The 18602-nt window shown below is 70.2% G+C and carries 12 protein-coding genes; 3 read left to right on the top strand and 9 right to left on the bottom strand.

What is annotated here, in order from left to right; genetic code table 11:
* The first annotated feature begins 123 nt into the window (after positions 1-123).
* Positions 124-2463, top strand: a complete 2340-nt coding sequence (locus JQX11_RS01665; RefSeq protein WP_204923130.1) for a beta-L-arabinofuranosidase domain-containing protein — start codon at positions 124-126, stop codon at positions 2461-2463.
* A 250-nt stretch (positions 2464-2713) separates the two neighbouring features.
* Here JQX11_RS01665 and JQX11_RS01670 read toward each other — a convergent pair whose 3' ends face one another.
* The 8 genes from JQX11_RS01670 to JQX11_RS01705 form a co-directional block, all read right to left on the bottom strand.
* On the bottom strand, positions 2714-4819 hold the full coding sequence (locus JQX11_RS01670) for a family 43 glycosylhydrolase (protein ID WP_204923131.1): 2106 nt from the start codon (positions 4817-4819) through the stop codon (positions 2714-2716).
* A 340-nt stretch (positions 4820-5159) separates the two neighbouring features.
* Positions 5160-6410: a multiple monosaccharide ABC transporter permease gene (gene mmsB / locus JQX11_RS01675; protein WP_204923132.1), complete on the bottom strand. Its 1251-nt coding sequence runs from the start codon at positions 6408-6410 to the stop codon at positions 5160-5162.
* Complete coding sequence (mmsA, locus tag JQX11_RS01680) at positions 6407-7945, bottom strand: multiple monosaccharide ABC transporter ATP-binding protein (protein WP_204923133.1); 1539 nt, start codon at positions 7943-7945, stop codon at positions 6407-6409. Before mmsA ends, mmsB begins: the two co-directional genes overlap by 4 nt.
* A gap of 86 nt (positions 7946-8031) precedes the next feature.
* Positions 8032-9174, bottom strand: a complete 1143-nt coding sequence (gene chvE, locus JQX11_RS01685; protein WP_204923134.1) for a multiple monosaccharide ABC transporter substrate-binding protein — start codon at positions 9172-9174, stop codon at positions 8032-8034.
* A 534-nt stretch (positions 9175-9708) separates the two neighbouring features.
* Positions 9709-10857 (bottom strand): serine hydrolase domain-containing protein, encoded by a 1149-nt coding sequence (locus JQX11_RS01690; protein WP_307826016.1) that lies wholly within the window; start codon positions 10855-10857, stop codon positions 9709-9711.
* 2 nt (positions 10858-10859) lie between these two features.
* Positions 10860-11684, bottom strand: a complete 825-nt coding sequence (locus tag JQX11_RS01695) for a carbohydrate ABC transporter permease (protein ID WP_204923135.1) — start codon at positions 11682-11684, stop codon at positions 10860-10862.
* The gene (locus JQX11_RS01700) at positions 11681-12652 is read right to left on the bottom strand and encodes a carbohydrate ABC transporter permease (protein ID WP_204923136.1); all 972 of its coding nucleotides are present in this window, start codon (positions 12650-12652) and stop codon (positions 11681-11683) included. Before JQX11_RS01700 ends, JQX11_RS01695 begins: the two co-directional genes overlap by 4 nt.
* The gene (locus tag JQX11_RS01705; protein ID WP_204923137.1) at positions 12649-14007 is read right to left on the bottom strand and encodes an ABC transporter substrate-binding protein; all 1359 of its coding nucleotides are present in this window, start codon (positions 14005-14007) and stop codon (positions 12649-12651) included. Before JQX11_RS01705 ends, JQX11_RS01700 begins: the two co-directional genes overlap by 4 nt.
* A gap of 410 nt (positions 14008-14417) precedes the next feature.
* Here JQX11_RS01705 and JQX11_RS01710 point away from each other — a divergent pair, with 410 nt between their 5' ends.
* Together JQX11_RS01710 and JQX11_RS01715 are read left to right on the top strand one after the other, a co-directional pair.
* Positions 14418-15440 carry a LacI family DNA-binding transcriptional regulator gene (locus tag JQX11_RS01710; RefSeq protein ID WP_204923138.1) on the top strand — a complete coding sequence of 341 codons (1023 nt, stop codon included), beginning with the start codon at positions 14418-14420 and terminating at the stop codon, positions 15438-15440.
* Between the two features lie 48 nt (positions 15441-15488).
* Entirely contained in the window at positions 15489-16487 is a 999-nt protein-coding gene (locus JQX11_RS01715; RefSeq protein ID WP_504739409.1) for a family 43 glycosylhydrolase, read from the top strand.
* Between the two features lie 169 nt (positions 16488-16656).
* Here JQX11_RS01715 and JQX11_RS01720 read toward each other — a convergent pair whose 3' ends face one another.
* Positions 16657-18222, bottom strand: coding sequence for a glycoside hydrolase family 27 protein (locus JQX11_RS01720; protein WP_204923579.1), 1566 nt, complete (start codon positions 18220-18222; stop codon positions 16657-16659).
* Between the last annotated feature and the right edge of the window lie 380 nt (positions 18223-18602).

The following is an 18602-nucleotide window of genomic DNA, read 5'->3' on the forward strand; positions in this document are numbered from 1 at the left end:
TGACGGTCGCGCCGGCCCGCTCCGCCCCACCGGGGCGGGCCGGCACCCCACCACCCGGCACCACCATCCGTACGACCCACCCGGACGGGCGCTCGCCCGTGATCCGGTCCGCTGGAGGTTCCCATGTCCTTCCCGTCCCTCAACCGACGCCAACTTCTCCAGGCCGCCGGCGCCACCGCGCTCGCCTCCGCCGCAGGTGGCACCCTGCTCGGGTCCGGGCCGGCCAGCGCGGCGCTGGTGGTCCCCCCGGCCCGGGCTGACCTGGGCGTCTCGGCGTACCCGTTCGAACTGGGTCAGGTCCGGCTGACCGCCGGCCGGCTGCTGGACAACCAGAACCGGACGCTGAGCTACCTGCGGTTCGTCGACGTCGACCGGATGCTCTACAACTTCCGGGCCAACCACCGGTTGGGCACCAACGGGGCCGCGACCAACGGGGGCTGGGACGCGCCGTCCTTCCCGTTCCGCACCCACATGCAGGGGCACTTCCTCACCGCCTGGGCGCAGGCGTACGCGGTGCTCGGCGACACCACCTGCCGGGACAAGGCCAACTACATGGTGGCCGAGCTGGCGAAGTGCCAGGCCAACAACGGTGCGGCCGGGTTCACCGCGGGCTACCTGTCCGGCTTCCCCGAGTCGGACTTCTCGGCGCTGGAGGCCCGGACCCTGTCCAACGGCAACGTGCCCTACTACTGCATCCACAAGACCCTCATGGGGCTGCTCGACGTGTGGCGCTACATCGGCAACACGCAGGCCCGCTCGGTGCTGCTGGCGCTGGCCGGCTGGGTCGACACCCGCACGTCGCGGCTGAGCTACAACCAGATGCAGGCGATGCTGGAGACCGAGTTCGGCGGCATGAACGAGGCGCTGACCGACATCTACCAGCACACCGGCGACGGGCGCTGGCTCACCGTCGCCCAGCGGTTCGACCACGCGGGCGTGTTCAACCCGCTCGCCAGCAACTCCGACCAGCTCAACGGCAAGCACGCCAACACCCAGGTGCCCAAGTGGATCGGCGCGGCGCGGGAGTTCAAGGCGACCGGCACCACCCGGTACCGGGACATCGCCAGCAACGCGTGGAACATGACCGTCAACGCGCACACCTACGTCATCGGCGGCAACAGCCAGGCCGAGCACTTCCGGCCGCCGAACGCGATCGCCGGGTACCTGACCAACGACACCTGCGAGCACTGCAACACCCACAACATGCTCAAGCTGACCCGGGAGCTGTGGCTGCTCGACCCGAACCGGGTCGCGTACTTCGACTTCTACGAGCGTGCCCTGCTCAACCACGTCGTCGGCGCGCAGAACCCGGCCGACGGCCACGGCCACGTCACCTACTTCACCCCCCTCAAGCCGGGTGGTCGCCGGGGGGTCGGCCCGGCCTGGGGCGGCGGCACCTGGAGCACCGACTACAACTCGTTCTGGTGCTGTCAGGGCACCGGTATCGAGGCGAACACCAAGCTGATGGACTCGATCTACTTCTACAACGACACCACCCTGACGGTGAACCTGTTCGTGCCGTCGGTGCTGACCTGGTCGCAGCGCGGGATCACGGTCACCCAGAGCACCAGCTACCCGGCGAGCGACACCAGCACGCTCACCCTCTCCGGGTCGATGAGCGGCTCGTGGAGCATCCGGGTCCGGATCCCGGCCTGGGCCACCGGCGCGACGATCGCCGTCAACGGCGAGACGCAGAACGTCGCCACCAACCCCGGCAGCTACGCCACGGTCACCCGCACCTGGGCGGCCGGCGACACCGTCACCGTACGGCTGCCGATGAAGGTCGTCGTGCAGCCGAGCAACGACAACGCCAACGTCGCGGCCCTCACGTACGGCCCGGCGGTGCTGGCGGGCAACTACGGCAACACCGGCCTGAGCGCCCTGCCGTCGTTGAACACCGCGTCGGTGACCCGGACGAGCACCAGCACCCTGGCGTTCACCGCCACCGCGAACGGCTCCACGGTCAACCTCGGACCGTTCTACGACGCCCACGGCTTCAACTACACCGTCTACTGGAACACCACCGGTGGCAGCACCGGCGGCGGCAGCACGCGCATCGTCAACGTGGGCAGCGGCCTGGTGCTCGGCATCCAGAACATGTCCACCGCCGACGGCGGGCTGGCCCTGCAGTGGGGCGACACCGGCACCGCCGACCACAACTGGGTGGTGGTGACCGACGGCGACGCCGTCCGGTTCCGCAACGTCAACAGCGGCAAGGTCCTCGGCGTGGAGAACATGTCCACCGCCGACAACGCCCGCGTCCTGCAGTGGGCGGACAACGGCACCGCCGACCACCGGTGGACCCTGCTCAACCAGGGCGACGGCACCTACAAGATCCGCAACGTCAACAGCGGGAAGCTGCTCGGCATCCTCAACGGCTCGACCGCCCAGGGCGCGCAGGCCGTACAGGACTCCGACAACGGCAGCGCGGACAACCGCTGGCGGTTCGTCGCCAACCCGTGAGGACCACCGCCGGTTCCGCACCGCCGGCGAGACGGTGCGGGACCGACGGTCCCACGAGCGGGGCCGCCCTGTGCGGGGGCGGCCCCGCTCCGTGTGTGCGGGGCGTCGGGCGGCACCGCCCCCGGGCGCCGACGGACCGGGCGGCACCGTCCCGGACCCGACGGACCGGGCCGCCCGCACCGACCGGCCCGCACAGCGGTGCCGACGGTACGGGCGGCCCGGTTGCTCCGCTGCCGTGACCCGGGTCGGGTCAGGGGGTGCTGAGCTGGAACTGACGGATCGTGCTGGTGCCGCCGAGGGCCTGGGTGGCGTGGTTGAACAGGGCGAACCGGTAGCCCATGAAGAACTGCCAGTTGCTGTCGAGGGTCAGCGCGTTACCCAGGGCGGTGAAGTTGGTGCCGTCGGTGCTGTAGGAGAACCGGGCCTGCCGGCCGGAGCCGGGCCGGATGTCGGCGGTGGCCCGTAGCCAGATGCGTCCCCCGCTGACCGGGGCGGAGGCGATCTCCGAACCGGTGTTGGTGGTCCGCCAACTGCCGTCCATGGTGAGGTTGTTGGTCATCGACACCCGGGTGGCACCGTTGTCCCGGCGGACGCCGATCCAGGCCGACGAGTTGCGCAGCACCGCCAGCCCGGTCCGGTCGCCGTCGCGCAGCGCCGAGTAGTCGAGTTCGACGGTGGCGGTGGAGGTCGGCCCCTGGATCCGGTGGGTCACCGTGTTCCGGGCGCTGTAGAGGTCGTTGGTGACGGTGGCGGTCTGCAGGCGCAGGCCGTTGTTCACCGACCACTTGGTGTTGTCCGGGTTGTGGTTCCACTCCCACTGCGGGCCGAGGGTGCTGCCGCTGAAGGTGTCGGTGCCGGTCAGCGGCTTGACCGGTCGGGTCGGCAGCGGGTTCGGGTACGACGTGCCCCAGCCGCCGTTGACCGTCTGGATCTGCGGCCAGCCGTCGGCGGTCCAGGTGATCGGGGCCAGGGCGGGCACCCGCCCACCGGGGTAGGCGTCCACGAAGGACATGTAGTACCACTGGCCGGCCGGGGTCTGCACCAGACCGCCCTGGTGCGGCACGCCGCCGCCGGAGATCGGGCCGGGCATGTTGAGCAGCACCTGCCGCATCTCGTACGGGCCGAACGGGCTCGACGACTTCAGCACGTACTGGCCGTTGGCCGGCCGGGTGAGCCAGATGTAGTAGCTGCCGTTGCGCTTGTAGAACCGGGCCCCCTCCAGGGTGCCCACGCTCGACGGGGTGGAGAACACCTGCTGGCTGCGTACCTCGCTCTTACCGTCCGCCGAGAGCTGCGCCACGCTGATCTGGCTGTTGCCGTACGCGACGTACATGGTGTCGTTGTCGTCGACCAGCATGCCGGCGTCGTAGTAGCACTTGTTGATGGTGGAGTGCTGGTTCCACGCCCCGTCGACCGCGGCGGCCGTGTAGATGTAGGTCTTGGCGAAGTCGATGCAGCCGGCCCAGTAGTAGGTGCGGTTGCTCGGGCGGTAGTTCAGTGTCGACGCCCAGATCCCGTTGACGTACGCCCGCGCGCCGTTCAGGTCGTACTTCGTGCCGAAGTCCAGCTTGGGCACCGAGTGCCCGGCGAACTCCCAGTTGACCAGGTCGTACGAGCGCAGGATGGGAGCGCCCGGCGAGTAGTGCATGGTCGAGGCGGACAGGTAGAACGCGTCGCCGACCCGGATGATGTCGACGTCGGCGAAGTCCTGCCACACCACCGGGTTGGTGAACGAGCCGCTCGCCGGCGGCGTGGTGGGCGGCGGCGTGGTCGGGGTAGTGCCGCCGTCGACCCGGACGAGCTGCCACTGCTGGTTGGTGCCGCCCCAGTCGGCGTACTGGACGATGTTGCCGCCGTCGGCGGTGGAGGCGTTCTGCACCTCGACCGCCTTGCCACTGTTGCGGTTGAGCAGCCGGACGTAGCCGTCGGCCGAGTCGGCGAGCCGGAACTGCTGGTTGGAGCCGTTGCCGTCGGTCCACTGCACGATCGACGCGCCGTCGGCGGTGGAGAAGTTGTAGACGTCGAGCACCTTGCCCGACAGCCGCGACTTCAACCGGTAGTAGCCGCCGCCGGAGTCGACGAACTGCCACTGCTGGTTGGTGCCGTCGCCGCGGGTCCACTGGGTGATCCGCGCGCCGTCGTTGGTGGCGAAGTTGTACACGTCGAGGGCCTTGCCGCTGTTGCGGTTGACCAGCACGTACCAGGCGGTGGTGTCCACCGTCGCCGCCGCCGCGCCGGTCGACTGGACCACGACGAGCCCACCGCCCACCAGCAGCGTCATCAGGGCGGCGACGACCCGTGACCACCAGCCGCGCCGTCGCCGGACCGCGACCGGCACCTCACCCATGGCTACCATGACCCTCCTTCACCAACGGTGGGACGACGGTCGCGCCGGGAACGCGGGGCACCGTCGTCGCATTGTTCGAAGCCTGCCGATGTCAACGTTCACTCGGCGGCGCGTCCGCGATGGCGCACGACGCGGCACAGCGACAGGTCGGGGCTGCCGACCAGCCGCTGTGGGAACGGCTTCAGCTATCCATAGACTGTGAGCGATAACATGATGCTCGTCAAGCTGAAACGGCGCGGACACGATCGACTGGCGCAGATGCCGACACCCCGGGCCGGGTCGGATGATTCCGACCCGGCCCGGGGTGTCCGGGCGAAGGGGACGACGCGGTCGGGTGCCGCGTCACCGGTCAGCGGGAGGAGCCGGCGCGGCGCTTGTTGTAGACGTCGAAGGCCACGGCGACGAGCAGCACCAGGCCCTTGACCACCGACTGGATTGACTGGTCGACGCCCATGAGCTGCATGCCGTTGCTCATCACCGCCATGATCAGACCACCGACCATCGCGCCGACCACGGTGCCGACCCCGCCGGTGACCGCCGCCCCGCCGATGAACGCGGCGGCGATCGCGTCGAGCTCGAACATGTTGCCCGCGGCGGGCTGGGCGCCGTTGGAGCGCGAGGAGTAGATCACCCCGGCCACCGCCGCCAGGAAGCCCATGTTGACGAACATCCAGAAGTTGACCGTCCGCACCTTCACGCCGGACAACATCGCCGCAGACAGGTTGCCGCCGATCGCGTAGACCTGCCGGCCGAAGACCGTACGCCGGGTGAGCAGACCGTAGACCAGCACCAGCGCGGCCAGGATGATCAGGACGATCGGCAGGCCCCGGGCGTGCGCCAACTGCCAGGCGAAGTACATGATGACCGCGCCCACCAGCACCACCCGGGCCACGAACAGCGGGAACGACTCCACCGGCTGCTGGTAGCGCACCCGGGCCACCCGGGTCCGGAAACCGCTCACCGCGTACCCGGCCACCGCGATCGCACCGATCAGCAGGGTGAACGCGTCGAAGCCCTCCCCACCGAGCAGACCGTTGAGGAACCCGGCCGCGACCTGCTGGTAGTCGGCGGGGAACGGGGACAGCGAGATGTTGTCCAGCACCCGCAGGGTCAGACCCCGGAACAGCAGCATGCCGGCGAGCGTCACGATGAAGGCCGGGATGCCGGCGTACGCCACCCAGAAGCCGTGCCACGCGCCGACCGCGACCCCCACCGCCAGCGCGGCCAGGATGCCGACCCACCACGGGAAGCCCTCCCGGATGACCAGCACGGCGGAGACCGCCCCGGTGAGCGCCACCACCGAGCCCACCGACAGGTCGATGTGCCCGCCGATGATGATGATCACCATGCCGATCGCCAGCACCAGGATGTAGGAGTACTGGAGCACGATGTTGGTGATGTTGCCGGGGCTCAGCGACACCCCGTCGGTGAGCACGGCGAAGAGCCCCACGATGACGACCAGCGCGACGTAGATGCCGCTCTGCCGCAGGTTGTTCATGATCAGCGAACGCAGGTCGCTGGTGCCGGCGTGCAGGGCGACGCCCGGACTCTTCCCGGTGGGCGGCGGGGACGGCGGCGATGAGGTCTTGACGCTGGTCATCCCACGCGCTCCTTGTCCTTCGTCATCAGATCCATGAGGTTCTCCTGGGTCGCCTCGGCCACCGGCACCTGGCCGGTGATCCGACCGGCGGCGAGGGTGTAGATGCGGTCGCACATGCCGAGCAGCTCCGGCAGCTCCGAGGAGATCAGGATCACCGCCTTGCCGTCGGCGACGAGCCGGTTGACGATCGTGTAGATCTCGAACTTCGCCCCGACGTCGATGCCCCGGGTCGGCTCGTCCAGGATCAGCACGTCCGGGTTGGTGAACAGCCACTTCGACAGCACGACCTTCTGCTGGTTGCCGCCGGAGAGCTTGCCCACCACGGCCATCACGCTGGTCGTCTTGATGTTCATGTCGCGCCGGCTCTGCTCGGCGACCTTGATCTCCTCGTTGCCGTTGACCCAGCCGAAGCGGGCCAGCCGCCCCAGCGCGGCGGCCGAGACGTTGCGCCGTACGTCGTCGATGAGGTTGAGGCCGAACCGCTTGCGGTCCTCGGTGACGTAGGCGATGCCGTGCTCGATGGCCTCGGCGACACTGTGCGCCCGGACCTCCCGGCCCCGCACGAACAACCGGCCCCGCACGTCCCGGCCGTACGACCGGCCGAAGACACTCATCGCCAACTCGGTGCGCCCGGCGCCCATCAGCCCGGCGATGCCGACCACCTCACCGGCGCGGACGTCCAGGCTGGCGTCGTCGACGACGAGCCGGTCCTGGGTGGGGTGCCGCACGCTCCAGTTCTCGATGCGCAGCACCTCCTCCCCCGGCGACGAGACCCGGTCGGGATAGAAGCTGTCCAGGTCCCGGCCGACCATGCCCCGGATGATCCGCTCCTGGGTGACCTCGCCGGAGGCCAGGGAGAGCGTCTCCACGGTGCGCCCGTCCCGGATGACCGTGGTCGCGTCGGCGATCGCGGTGACCTCGTTGAGCTTGTGCGAGATCAGGATGCAGGTGATGCCCTGGTCGCGCAGCCGGCGCAGCAGGTCGAGCAGGTGGGCCGAGTCGATGTCGTTGAGCGCGGCGGTCGGCTCGTCCAGGATGAGCAGCCGGACCTTCTTGGACAGCGCCTTGGCGATCTCGACGAGCTGCTGCTTGCCGACGCCGAGCTGGATCACCGGGGTGACCGGGTTCTCGTGCAGGCCCACCGAGGCCAGCAGCTCGGCGGCCTCGGCGTTGGCCCGGTTCCAGTCGATGAGGCCGCCCGGACCGCGCCGCTCGTTGCCGAGGAAGATGTTCTCGGCGATCGACAGGTGCGGCACCAGGGCGAGTTCCTGGTGGATGATGACGATGCCCTGGGACTCGCTGTCGCGGATGCCCCGGAAGTGCACCGGCTTGCCGTCCAGCACGATCTCGCCGTCGTACGACCCGGTCGGGTGCACTCCGGAGAGCACCTTCATCAGGGTGGACTTGCCGGCGCCGTTCTCGCCGCAGATGGCGTGGATCTCCCCCCGGCGTACCGCGAGGGAGACGTCGGCCAGTGCGGTCACCCCGGGGAAGGTCTTCGTGATGCGTCGCATCTCGAGGATGGTGTCGTCCATGGTCAGCGTCCTGATCGTCGAAGCCTGAGGCGGGCTTGCGATGCGTCGGGCGCGGCGGCCGGTGACCGCCGCGCCCGACGACCGACTTACTTCTTGGCCTGACCGGCGGCGACCTCGTCGGCCGACCAGTAACCGGAGTCGACGAGCACCTTGGTGATGTCGTCCTTGAAGACGGTCTCGATCGGCAGCAGGTACGACGGGACGACCTTGACCTTGTTGTTGTAGGTCTTGGTGTCGTTGGCCTGCGGCTCCTTGTCCTGCAGGAACGCCTCGGCCGCGATCACGGCCTGCTCGGCGAGCAGCCGGGTGTCCTTGAAGACGGTCGAGCTCTGCACCCCGTCGTTGATCAGCTTGACCGAGGCGATCTCGGCGTCCTGGCCGGTCACCACGGGCAGCTTCTTGGCGCCCTTGCCGTAGCCGGCGTTCTGCAGGGCGGTGATGATGCCCCGGGAGATGCCGTCGTACGGCGACAGCACCCCGTTGACCACGGTGCCGTCGTTGTAGCCGGAGGTGAGCAGGTCCTCCATCCGCTTCTGCGCGGTCTCCTGCTGCCAGCGCAGGATGGCCGCCTGCTCGATGCGGGTCTGGCCGGACTTGACCTTCAGCGTGCCGTTGTCCATGAACGGCTTGAGGGTGTCCATCGCCCCGCCCCAGAAGTACTGGGTGTTGTTGTCGTCAAGCGAACCGGCGAACAGCTCGACGTTGAACGGGCCGGTCGCGGTGCCCTTGCCACCGTCCTTGGTCTGCAGGCCGAGGCCGACCAGCAGGGCGGTCGCCTGGGCGACGCCGACCTTGTAGTTGTCGAAGCTGACGTAGAAGTCGACGTTCTTGTTGCCCAGCAGCAGCCGGTCGTAGGAGATTACCGGGATCTTCGCGGCGGCGGCGGCGTCCAACTGGCCGCTGAGCGCGGTGCCGTCGATGGCCGCGATGATCAGGACGTCCGCGCCCTGGGTGATCATCTGGTCGACCTGCTGGGACTGGGTGGGGATGTCGTCGCCGGCGTACTGGAGGTCGACCTTGTAGCCCTTGGCCTCCAGCTTCTCCTTGACCGCCTTGCCGTCGGCGATCCACCGCTCCGAGGTCTGGGTCGGCATGGAGACGCCGATGGTCAGGTCGGCGGGCTTCTTGTCGCTGCTGTCACCGTCGCTGCCGGCGCCCCCGCCGCTGCACGCGGCCAGGCTGAGCGCCAGTGCCGCGCCGCCGAGCGCGACCAGGAATTTCCTGCGCACAGGTTTCTCCTCTCCAGAACTCCCGCCGACTGCGGGGACCACCTGTCACCTTTCGGGGTAGTGTTAGCGCTCACATCGCCGCCGTCAACAGTCCCTCGGAAATCCGGACGTCACGGTCTCGTAACGGGGCACACCGCGTGGATCACCCGTCCGCCGGGTCCGACCGGCCCCCGGGGCCCTGGCCAGCGAACCGGTTCGCCGCGCGTGCCCCGGCGTCCGAGCACCGGGCCGGAGCCCCCGGCGGGATCGTCACGCCAGGTTTCCGACCTGTTACGACAGCTCCGCCAGCGCCACCGCCGTGGGCCATGGCCGGGCTGGTCACCGGGGCCCTCCCGGTCGGCTACACCGAGCACCCCGGCGGCGTTCGTCCCGCCCGGCCACCCCGGCGTCGGGCCCGATCTGTTCCGCCGGTCGCCGCCGACGCGCCGACCAGGCGCAGGCCCGGCCGTCGGGTCGGCCCGACGGCGGACGGCAGCGCGCCCCGGGTGTCCCGTCGTCGGGACGCCCGGGGCGCGTGGTGTCGTGTCCGGCCGGTCAGTCGTCCAGGCAGGACCGCAGCGCGGCGGTCAGCAGGTTGGCGCGTTCGTCGCCCATGCCCTGCATCTGGTTCACCACGTAGCCGAAGCCGACCTGGTGGGCGTCGTCGCCGAAGCCGAGGTTGCCGCCCGCGCCGTCGTGGCCGAAGCTGCGCTCGGACAGCAGCGGCCGGGCCGGCGGGGAGTGCAGCAGGAAGCCGGTGCCCCAGCGCTGGCCGGTGTCCGGCGGACTGTGCCGCTGCTGGCCCCGGGACCGTACGACGGTCGCGTCGTCGACCGACGTCCGGTCGAGCAGGGGCGGTCCCGCCACCGGCGACACGCAGGCGGCGTAGAGACGGGCCAGCCCGTCGGCCGTGCTCACCGCGCCCGCGCCCGGGATGCCGGCGGCCTGGATGGCCGGGTCGTTGAAACTGACCAGACCGGCGGCGTCGGCGGGGAACGCGAACGCGCCGCCCATGGTGATCCCCCGGTCGGCCACCGGGTCGACGAACGGCTCCGCCTCGGGCGGCGGGGCGATGTTCCAGGCGACCGTGTCGCGTTCGGCGGCCGGCAGCCCGAGCCAGGTACGCAGGCCCAGCGGCCCGGCCAGGGCGTCCCGGAAGAATGCGCCGGGCAGCTGGCCGGTGATCCGGTGGATCACCTCGCCGATCAGCCAGCCGTAGGTCATCGGGTGGTAGCTGTGCGCGGTGCCCGGCTGCCACAGCGGGGCCTGGGCCTCGATCGCCGTGATCACCGGGTCCCAGGCGAGCACCTCGTCGAGGGTCAACGGGCGGTCGAGCGCGGGCAGGCCGGACTGGTGGGTGAGCAGCCAGCGCACCGGGATGTCGGCCTTGCCGTGCTGGCCGAACTCCGGCCAGTAGCGGGTGACCGGCGCGTCCAGGTCGAGTCGGCCCTGCTGCACCAGCAGGTAGGCGCAGATCGCCAGGATGCCCTTGGTGCAGGAGTAGACGACGACCGGGGTGTGCGCCGTCCAGGGCCGGCCGGTGCGCGGGTCGGCGGTCCCGCCGTACAGGTCGACGACGCGGCGGCCGCCGACGTAGACGGTGACCGCCGCGCCGACCTCCCCCCGGTCGGTGAAGTTGGCGCGGAAGACGTCGGCCACCCGCCCGTACCGTTCGTCGGCGTCGCCGTGGATCTGCGGGGCCACTGCTATCCCTTCAGAGAGCCCTGGATCAGGGCCTTGATGAACTGACGCTGGAAGATCAGGAAGACGATCAGGGTCGGGGTGAGGATCAGCAGCGATCCGGCGCACAGCAGCACCAGGTCGGTGCCCCACTGCCCCTGGAACGCCCCGAGCGCGCCCGCCATCGTCCGCTTGGCCGGGTCGTCGACCAGGACGATGGCCAGCAGGAACTGGTTCCACGTCCAGAGGAACATCAGGATGGTCAGCGACGCGATGGCCGGGCGGGCGAGCGGCACCTGGACCCGCCAGAAGAGCTGCCAGGTGCTGCTGCCGTCGACCCGGGCCGCCTCGGACAGCTCGACCGGCACGTTGCTGAAGTGGGCCCGCATCCAGAACACCGCGAACGGCATGTAGAGCCCGATCAACGGCAGGATGATCGCCCAGCGGGTGTTGAGCAGGCCGAGATCCTGCATCTGGTAGTACAGCGGGGTGACCACCGCCTCGAACGGCAGGGTCAGGCCGAGCAGCAGCAGGGCGAACACGATCCGGCCACCGGGGACCCGGAGCTGACCCAGTCCGAAGCCGGCCATGGTGGCGATCAGCACGGAGACCGGCACCACCCCGGCCACGATGAGCAGGCTGGAGCGCAGCAGCGCGCCCATGTTCGCCACCGTGAAGGCGTCGGCGAAGTTGCTCCACTGCGGGTCCGACGGCCAGGCCAGGCCGCTGGGCACGGTGCCCCGGGGCTGGAGCGCCGCGGAGAGCATGCTGACGAACGGCAGCAGGGTGACCACGACCAGGACGAGCAGGAAGACCCGGCCGGTCAGGTTCTCGCGCCGGCTGAGGTTCATGACTTGTCCCCCCGGGTCAGTCGCTGGATCGGCAGCACGCAGAGCACCACCAGCAGCATCAGCACGACGGCCAGCGCCGAGGCGAGCCCGACCTGACGCTGCGAGAAGGCCAGCCGGTAGATCTCCAGGCCGGGCACCGTGGTCTGCAGGCCGGGGCCACCGCTGGTGGAGATGTAGACGATGTCGAAGCTGGCCAGGGCGGCGATGATGGTCACCGTGAGGCAGACGCCGATCTCCTGGCGCAGGCTGGGCAGGGTGACGGCGAAGAACTCGCGGACCGGGCCGGCGCCGTCGAGGCGGGCCGCCTCGTACAGCGCGGGGTCGATCTTGCTCATGCCGGTGACCAGCAGGATTGTGCAGAGGCCGAGCAGGACCCAGGCGCCGATCACACCGACGGCGGGCAGCGCGGTGTCGAAGTCACCGAGCCAGGCGCGGGCCACCCCGCCCAGCCCGACCGCGCGCAGCACCTGGTTGACCAGCCCGTTGGACGACAGCAGCCAGCTCCACGCGATGCCCGCCGCGACCAGCGGGATGACCTGGGGCAGGAACAGCACCGTCCGGACGACGGTGCCGAACACGCCGGTGGTGATCCGGCGGACCAGGCTGGCCACCAGCAGGCCGAGCGCGACCGGGACGAAGCTGAAGAAGACGATCAGGACGAGCGCGTTCCCGATGATCTTCAGCAGGTCGCTGTCGGTGAACACGGTGAGGTAGTTGTCCAGCCCGGCCCAGCGGGCCACCCCGATGCCGTTCCAGTTGTAGAACGAGTACTGGATGGTCAGCGCGAGCGGGCGCAGCACGAACACCGCGTACATCAGCACGGCGGGCAGGACGAAGAGCCAGCCCGTCCCGCCCGCGCGGGCCCACCGTTTCCGGGGGGCCCGCGCGGGCGACGGGCGGGTGGGACGGTCCGGCGACGGCGCCGTCCCACCCTGCCCGGTCGGTACGCTGCCGAGGGCAGACGTCATCGGGACAGTTCCTTCGCGTACTCGGCCTGGACCGCCTTCACGTACCCCTCGGGGGTCTGCTGACCGGCGATCAGCTTCTGCATCTCGGGCGTGATCGCGGCGGCGAAGATGCCACCGGTGGCGTTGGCGGTGAAGTCCACCGCGCCGTTCTCCTCACCGAGCTGCTGCGACGCCTTGAGCGTCTCGGCCAGCACGGTGCCGGGGGCGGCGGCCGGCACGGGCAGGTCGCTCGGGCCACCCGGGCTGGAGCCGCCGATCTTGACGGCGATCTCGCGGGCGGTGGCGTTGGTGTGCGCCCAGTTCAGGAAGTACGCCGCGGCGTCGGGGTTCTTGGCCTTGGCACCGATGCCGAAGGTGTTCGGGGCGGACATCGCCACGTGCTTGCCACCGGCCGACTCGGTCGGGAACAGGAAGAAGCCGACGTTGCCCGGCATCGTCTTGTCGAGGTTGGCCGACTCCCAGTCACCGTTGAACATGAACAGGCCGTTGTTCTTCTGGAACTCGCCCACCATGCTCGCGTAGTCCAGCGCGTTGGCGTCCTTCGGGAAGTAGCCGGCCTGGGCCCACTTCTGGATGGTCTGGGTGGCCTTGAGCGCGGCCGGGGTGTCGAACGTCGCGCCCGGCTTCTGGAAGATCCAGTCGGCCACCTGGGCCGGGTCGCCGAACTGGTTCTGCAACGCCTGGTGCGGGAAGTTGATGCCCGCGGTGTTCTTGTTGAACTGCATGATCGGCTGCACGCCAGCGGTCTTGGCCTTGGCCAGCAGCTCCTCGAACTCGGCGATGGTGGCCGGCGGCTGGGTCATCCCGACCTGCTCGGCCAGCTTCTTGTTGTAGAACACCCCGGTGACGCTGTAGCCGAGGCCCATCCCCCACAGCGACCCGGTGCCCCGGGTGGTGCCGCCGTCGCCGACCCGCAGCTGCACCAGCTGGGAGGCGGGGAACTTGTCCCAGCCGTACGCGGTGAAGTACGGGTCGAGGTTCTTGAGCAGGTCGTCCTTGACCAGGTCGACCATGGTGGGGAGCCGGATGATGTCGGGCGAGTTGTCCGAGGCCATCACCCGGGGCGCGTTCTCCACGATGACCGTGAACTGGTCCTCACGGATGTTGAACTTGACGTTCGGGTACTGCTTGGTGAACTCGTCGGCCAGCGCCTTGGCCAGCGGGAAGCCGGTCTCGGCGTACATCTCCAGGGTGATCGGGTCGCTGCCCAGCTCGGTGCTGACGGTGGCGTCGCCGCCGGTGCGCGGCGCGTCGTCGGCCCCGGGGGCGCTGCACGCCGTGGCGGCCAGCCCCAACGCCAGCACGGGGGCCAGGAGCGCCGTCCGGCGGGAGAACCTTGCCAGTGGTGTAGCCAATTGAGGACTCCTCGACTCTTCCGTGCGTGCCCCGGCCGCGGTGCGGGCCGAGCCGGCAGACCGTTACGGTGGGTGACCAGCCGCAACAGTACGTCGCCGTCGGCGTGCCGCCGCAGCACGCGTTTTCGTTACCGATGACCATGCCGAGGGTCACCGAGGGTGCCGCCCGACCTGTCAAAAGTAGCCGCTAAACTGATTTAGCAGAGCATGCGCGCGGCGACCTGAGCTGTCAAGGACCAAAAGGCAACGGTCCGGAAACATCCGGTTCACGCTCGGCCACCCGCTCCACCGGCGGTCGCGGGTGGTGACCGACACACACCCGGGGTGACCGCCGGCACCGGGCCGGGCCAGACCACGCATCATGATGGGCGGGAGCGCGGCCGCGACGCCGCCGGCGATTCGGAGGACTGATGGGCCGCAACAGAGCAACCCTGGCCGACGTCGCGCGGCGGGCCGGGCTGTCCAAGACCGCCGCGTCGATGGTCCTCAACGGCCGGGAGGGCACCCGGCTGTCGGCCGAGGCGCACCAGCGCGTCTTCGCCGCCGCCGAGGAACTCGGCTACCGGCCCAACCTGGCGGCCCGCAGCCTGCGTACCCGCAAGACCGCCACCATCGCGTTCGTCTCCGACATCGTCGCCACCACCCGGTTCGCCGGCGGCCTCATCCGGGGCGCGCTCGACGCCGCCCGGGAGCGGGACCACGTGCTGCTCATCACCGAGACGCAGGGCGACGCCACCTTCGAGCAGTACGCCATCGAGGCGATGCTCGACCGGCAGGTCGACGGCGTGATCTACGCCGCGATGGCCACCCGCCGGCTGACCGTACCCCCGGCCATCCTCGGCGGACCGGTGGTGCTGCTCAACGCCACCAGCTCCGACGAGCTGCCCTGCGTGCTCCCCGACGACGAGCGGGCCGGCCGTACGGTCACCACCGCCCTGCTCGACCACGGCCACCGGGACCGGATCGCGCTGATCGGCCGCAACCGGCTCAAGGAGGACGACGCCGAGGTCTCCCTCGCCGCGCGGGCCCGGCTGCGCGGCGTCCAGCGGGCGCTCGACGACGCCGGGGTCGACCTGCTGACCGAGTGCTTCTGCGCCGAGTGGCTGCCCGAACACGGCTACGCCGCGATGCGGACGCTGCTGGGCCGACCGACCCGACCCACCGCGATCATCTGCATGAACGACCGGTTGGCCTTCGGCGCCTACCAGGCGCTCGCCGAGGCGGGGCTGACCGTCCCGGACGACATCTCGGTGGTCTCGTTCGACGACGACCCGATCGCCGCCTGGCTGCGCCCCGGCCTGTCCACCACCGCGCTGCCGCACGAGCAGATGGGTCGGCGGGCGGTCGAGATCCTGCTCGACGGGGGTGGGGCCGCGCCGTCGCTCGTGCCCATGCCGCTGCGCCGCCGCCGCTCCCTGGCCGCCCCGGCCTAGCCCTCCCCCACCGCCCGCCGAACCGCGCCCACACCGGTCGTCGCAGGAGTGCCGACCTGGCCGCTAAAACGATTTAGTGCTAGCTTCCCCGGCATGCTACGTCTACCCGACCACTGGGTGTGGGACAGCTGGTACGCCCGGGACGACACCGACCGGTGGCACGCGTTCTTCCTGCGCGCCTCCCGCGCCCTGCACGACCCGCACCGCCGGCACCGCCGCGCCACGATCGGCCACGCCGTCTCCACGGACCTGCGCACCTGGCAGCTCGTCGCCGACGCGATCGTGCCGGCCGACGCGCCGAGCTGGGACGACATCGCGACCTGGACGGGGTGCACGGTGCGCGGCCCGGACGGGCGGTGGTACCTGTTCTACACCGGGGTCGGCCGGGCCGAGGACGGGCTGGTGCAGCGGATCGGCCTGGCCGTCTCCGACGACCTGACCACCTGGCACCGGCACGGCACCGGACCGCTGGTGGAGGCCGACCCCACCTGGTACGAACTGCTCGACCGGACCCTCTGGTACGAGCAGGCCTGGCGTGACCCGTGGGTGTTCCCCGACCCGGACGGCGACGGATGGCACATGCTCGTCACCGCCCGGGTGAACACCGGGCCGACCGAGGCCCGGGGCGTCGTCGGGCACGCCACCTCACCGGACCTGCTGCACTGGACCGTGCAGCCACCGCTGTCGGTGCCCGCCGGATTCGGGCACCTGGAGGTGCCGCAGGTCGCCGTCGTGGACGGGCAACCGCTGCTGCTGTTCTCCACCGACGCCGCCGGCACCCGCCGCGACGGCCACCGGATCTGGGCGGTCGAGGGGCACGACGTACGCGGCCCGTGGGACATCGCCACGGCCCGCCCGTTCCCGCACCCGCACCTGTACGCGCCCCGGCTGGTCGCCGGCCCCACCGGCGACTGGTCCCTGATCGGGTTCCTCGACCACGTCGACGGGGAGTTCGTCGGCGCGCTGACCGACCCGATCCCGGTCCGCTACCGGGCCTCCACCGGGCTGGCCCCGGTCGGCACGCCCGCCGCCACCGCGACCGGCTGAGAAGTTTCCGACCACCGCCCGGTCGTCCGTCCGGGCGGGACGACGCCCACCGCCACGTCGACGGGGGCGTCGGACGACCGGCCCGGACGGTGCCCGCACCACACCGTCCGGGTCCGGCAACCACCGGTCGTCGGCCACCCGGGGTTCCGGGTGGCCGACGACGTCGCGGTCAGATCCGGTTCCACCGCTGGTTGGCCGCTCCGGTGCAGGTCCACAGGAGCACGGTGGTGCCGTTGGCCGTGCCGTTGTTGTTCACGTCGAGGCACAGGCCGGACTGCACGTTGCTGATCGTGCCGTTGGAGTTGAACGTCCACTGCTGGTTGGTGCCGCCGTTGCAGTCCCAGATCTGGGCCTTGGCGCCGGCGGTGGCGTTGAGCGGCGCGTCCAGGCACTTACCGAGGGCCTGGAGGGTCTGGCCGTTGGCCGTCCAGCGCTGGTTGGCCGCCCCGTTGCAGTCCCAGATCACCGGCTGGGTGCCGTTGGCGGTGTTGCTCTGCGGCACGTCCAGGCAGCGCCCCGAGGAGACGCTGGACAGCGCGTTCGCCGTGGACGGCGGCGGCGTCGTCGGCGGGGCGGTCCCACCGCCGCTGACCCGGTAGACCACCGTGCCGTGCGACGGCACGCTGGCCGAGATGGTGCCGGTGCTGGTGGTGCTGGCGTTGGTCCAGGCGTCGACCAGGGTGAAGGAGGACCCGGACTTGCCGATGGCGGCGGTGGTGGTGGTGATTGTGGTGGTGGAGCTGCCTTGGTTGAACAGGGCGACGGCGGTGTCGCCGTTGGCGAGTCGTTTAGCGAGTACCCGGCGGGTGCCGTCGAAGGAGATTTGGGTGGCTTGGAGGGCGAGGGGGTCTTGGCTGATGCTGATGAGGTTGGCGTTCTTGAGGATGGTTTGGGTGGCGGTGTTCATGTTGCGGAGGTCGTTGCCGGCGATGAGTGGTGAGGCGAGGATGGCCCAGAGGGCGAAGTGGGAGCGCATTTCGGTGTCGGTCATGCCGCCGCGGCCGACTTCCATCATGTCCATGTCGTTGAAGGCGCCGGGTTTGGCGCGGGCGGCGAGGGGGACGGTGACGTCGATGATGTTTTGGATGCCCATGGGGTAGCCGTTGGTTTGGCCGCTGTTCCAGGTGTTGGTGATGTCTTCGGTGGTGCGCCACATGTTGGACACGTCGCCCCAGTCGCGTTGGGGTCCGGTCTTGGAGTGGATGCTGTTGCTGTTGATGCTGAGCACGATGGGGCGGCCGGTGGCGGCGAGGCCGTCGCGCATTTTGGCGAAGGCGCGGACCTGGTCGTCGATGGTGCCGGTGGGTGAGCACCAGTCGTATTTGAGGTAGTCGACGCCCCAGTTGGCGAACTGGCGGGCGTCTTGGGCTTCGCGTCCTTGGCTGCCGGTGGCGCCGGGGTAGGAGTTGAAGTACTGGGCGCAGGTTTTGTCGAGGGGGGCTTGGTAGATGCCGAATTTGAGTCCGCGGGCGTGGATGTAGTCGCCGAGGGCTTTCATGCCGGAGGGGAAGCGGGTCGGGTCGCCCTGGAGGTTGCCGGCGGAGTCGCGGTTGGGGTTCATCCAGCAGTCGTCGACCACGACGTACTGGTAGCCGGCGTCTTTCATGCCGGAGCTGACCATCGCGTCGGTCATCTGCCGGATCAACGCCTCGCTGATGTTGCAGCCGAACGTGTTCCAGCTGTTCCACCCCAGCGGCGGCGTCCGCGCCACACCGTTGTCCAACGCCTGCGCCATCGGGGCGCGTACGCCCACCAGGACGCCCGCCAGGAGCAGGCCGGCCGCTGCCGCCCGCCCCCAGCTCCGGGCTCGCACGAATCGCTTCACGAGGTCTCCAATCAGTGGCGCCGCCCCGGCCGGGGCCGGTGCGGGACACGGGAATCCGTCCGCTCGACCACCCGGTGTGAGCGCTAACAATGGTCCCCCATGTTACGGAAGCGTTTCGGGGTATTCAACTGCTTCCATGCATCGATCCACTGCGGGTCGCCCCACCGCCCCGCCCCGACGGCAGGGGCGGCGGCGGAACGGACGGAGCGCACCGGGCGGGCGGCGGCCACCCGGGCCGGCGGACGCGGGAGCACCAGATCATGGAGCCATCATGGAGCCACCGGAGCACC

It is taken from the genome of Micromonospora humida (assembly GCF_016901255.1).
GTDB lineage: Bacteria > Actinomycetota > Actinomycetes > Mycobacteriales > Micromonosporaceae > Micromonospora > Micromonospora wenchangensis.

Excerpts from the sequence above, each read along its gene's own strand:
- JQX11_RS01665 (WP_204923130.1), top strand. The coding sequence starts at position 124 with ATGTCCTTCCCGTCCCTCAACCGACGCCAACTTCTCCAGGCCGCCGGC.
- JQX11_RS01670 (WP_204923131.1), bottom strand. The coding sequence starts at position 4,819 with ATGGTAGCCATGGGTGAGGTGCCGGTCGCGGTCCGGCGACGGCGCGGC.
- mmsB (WP_204923132.1), bottom strand. The coding sequence starts at position 6,410 with ATGACCAGCGTCAAGACCTCATCGCCGCCGTCCCCGCCGCCCACCGGG.
- mmsA (WP_204923133.1), bottom strand. The coding sequence starts at position 7,945 with ATGGACGACACCATCCTCGAGATGCGACGCATCACGAAGACCTTCCCC.
- JQX11_RS01695 (WP_204923135.1), bottom strand. The coding sequence starts at position 11,684 with ATGAACCTCAGCCGGCGCGAGAACCTGACCGGCCGGGTCTTCCTGCTC.
- JQX11_RS01700 (WP_204923136.1), bottom strand. The coding sequence starts at position 12,652 with ATGACGTCTGCCCTCGGCAGCGTACCGACCGGGCAGGGTGGGACGGCG.
- JQX11_RS01710 (WP_204923138.1), top strand. The coding sequence starts at position 14,418 with ATGGGCCGCAACAGAGCAACCCTGGCCGACGTCGCGCGGCGGGCCGGG.
- JQX11_RS01720 (WP_204923579.1), bottom strand. The coding sequence starts at position 18,222 with ATGGCGCAGGCGTTGGACAACGGTGTGGCGCGGACGCCGCCGCTGGGG.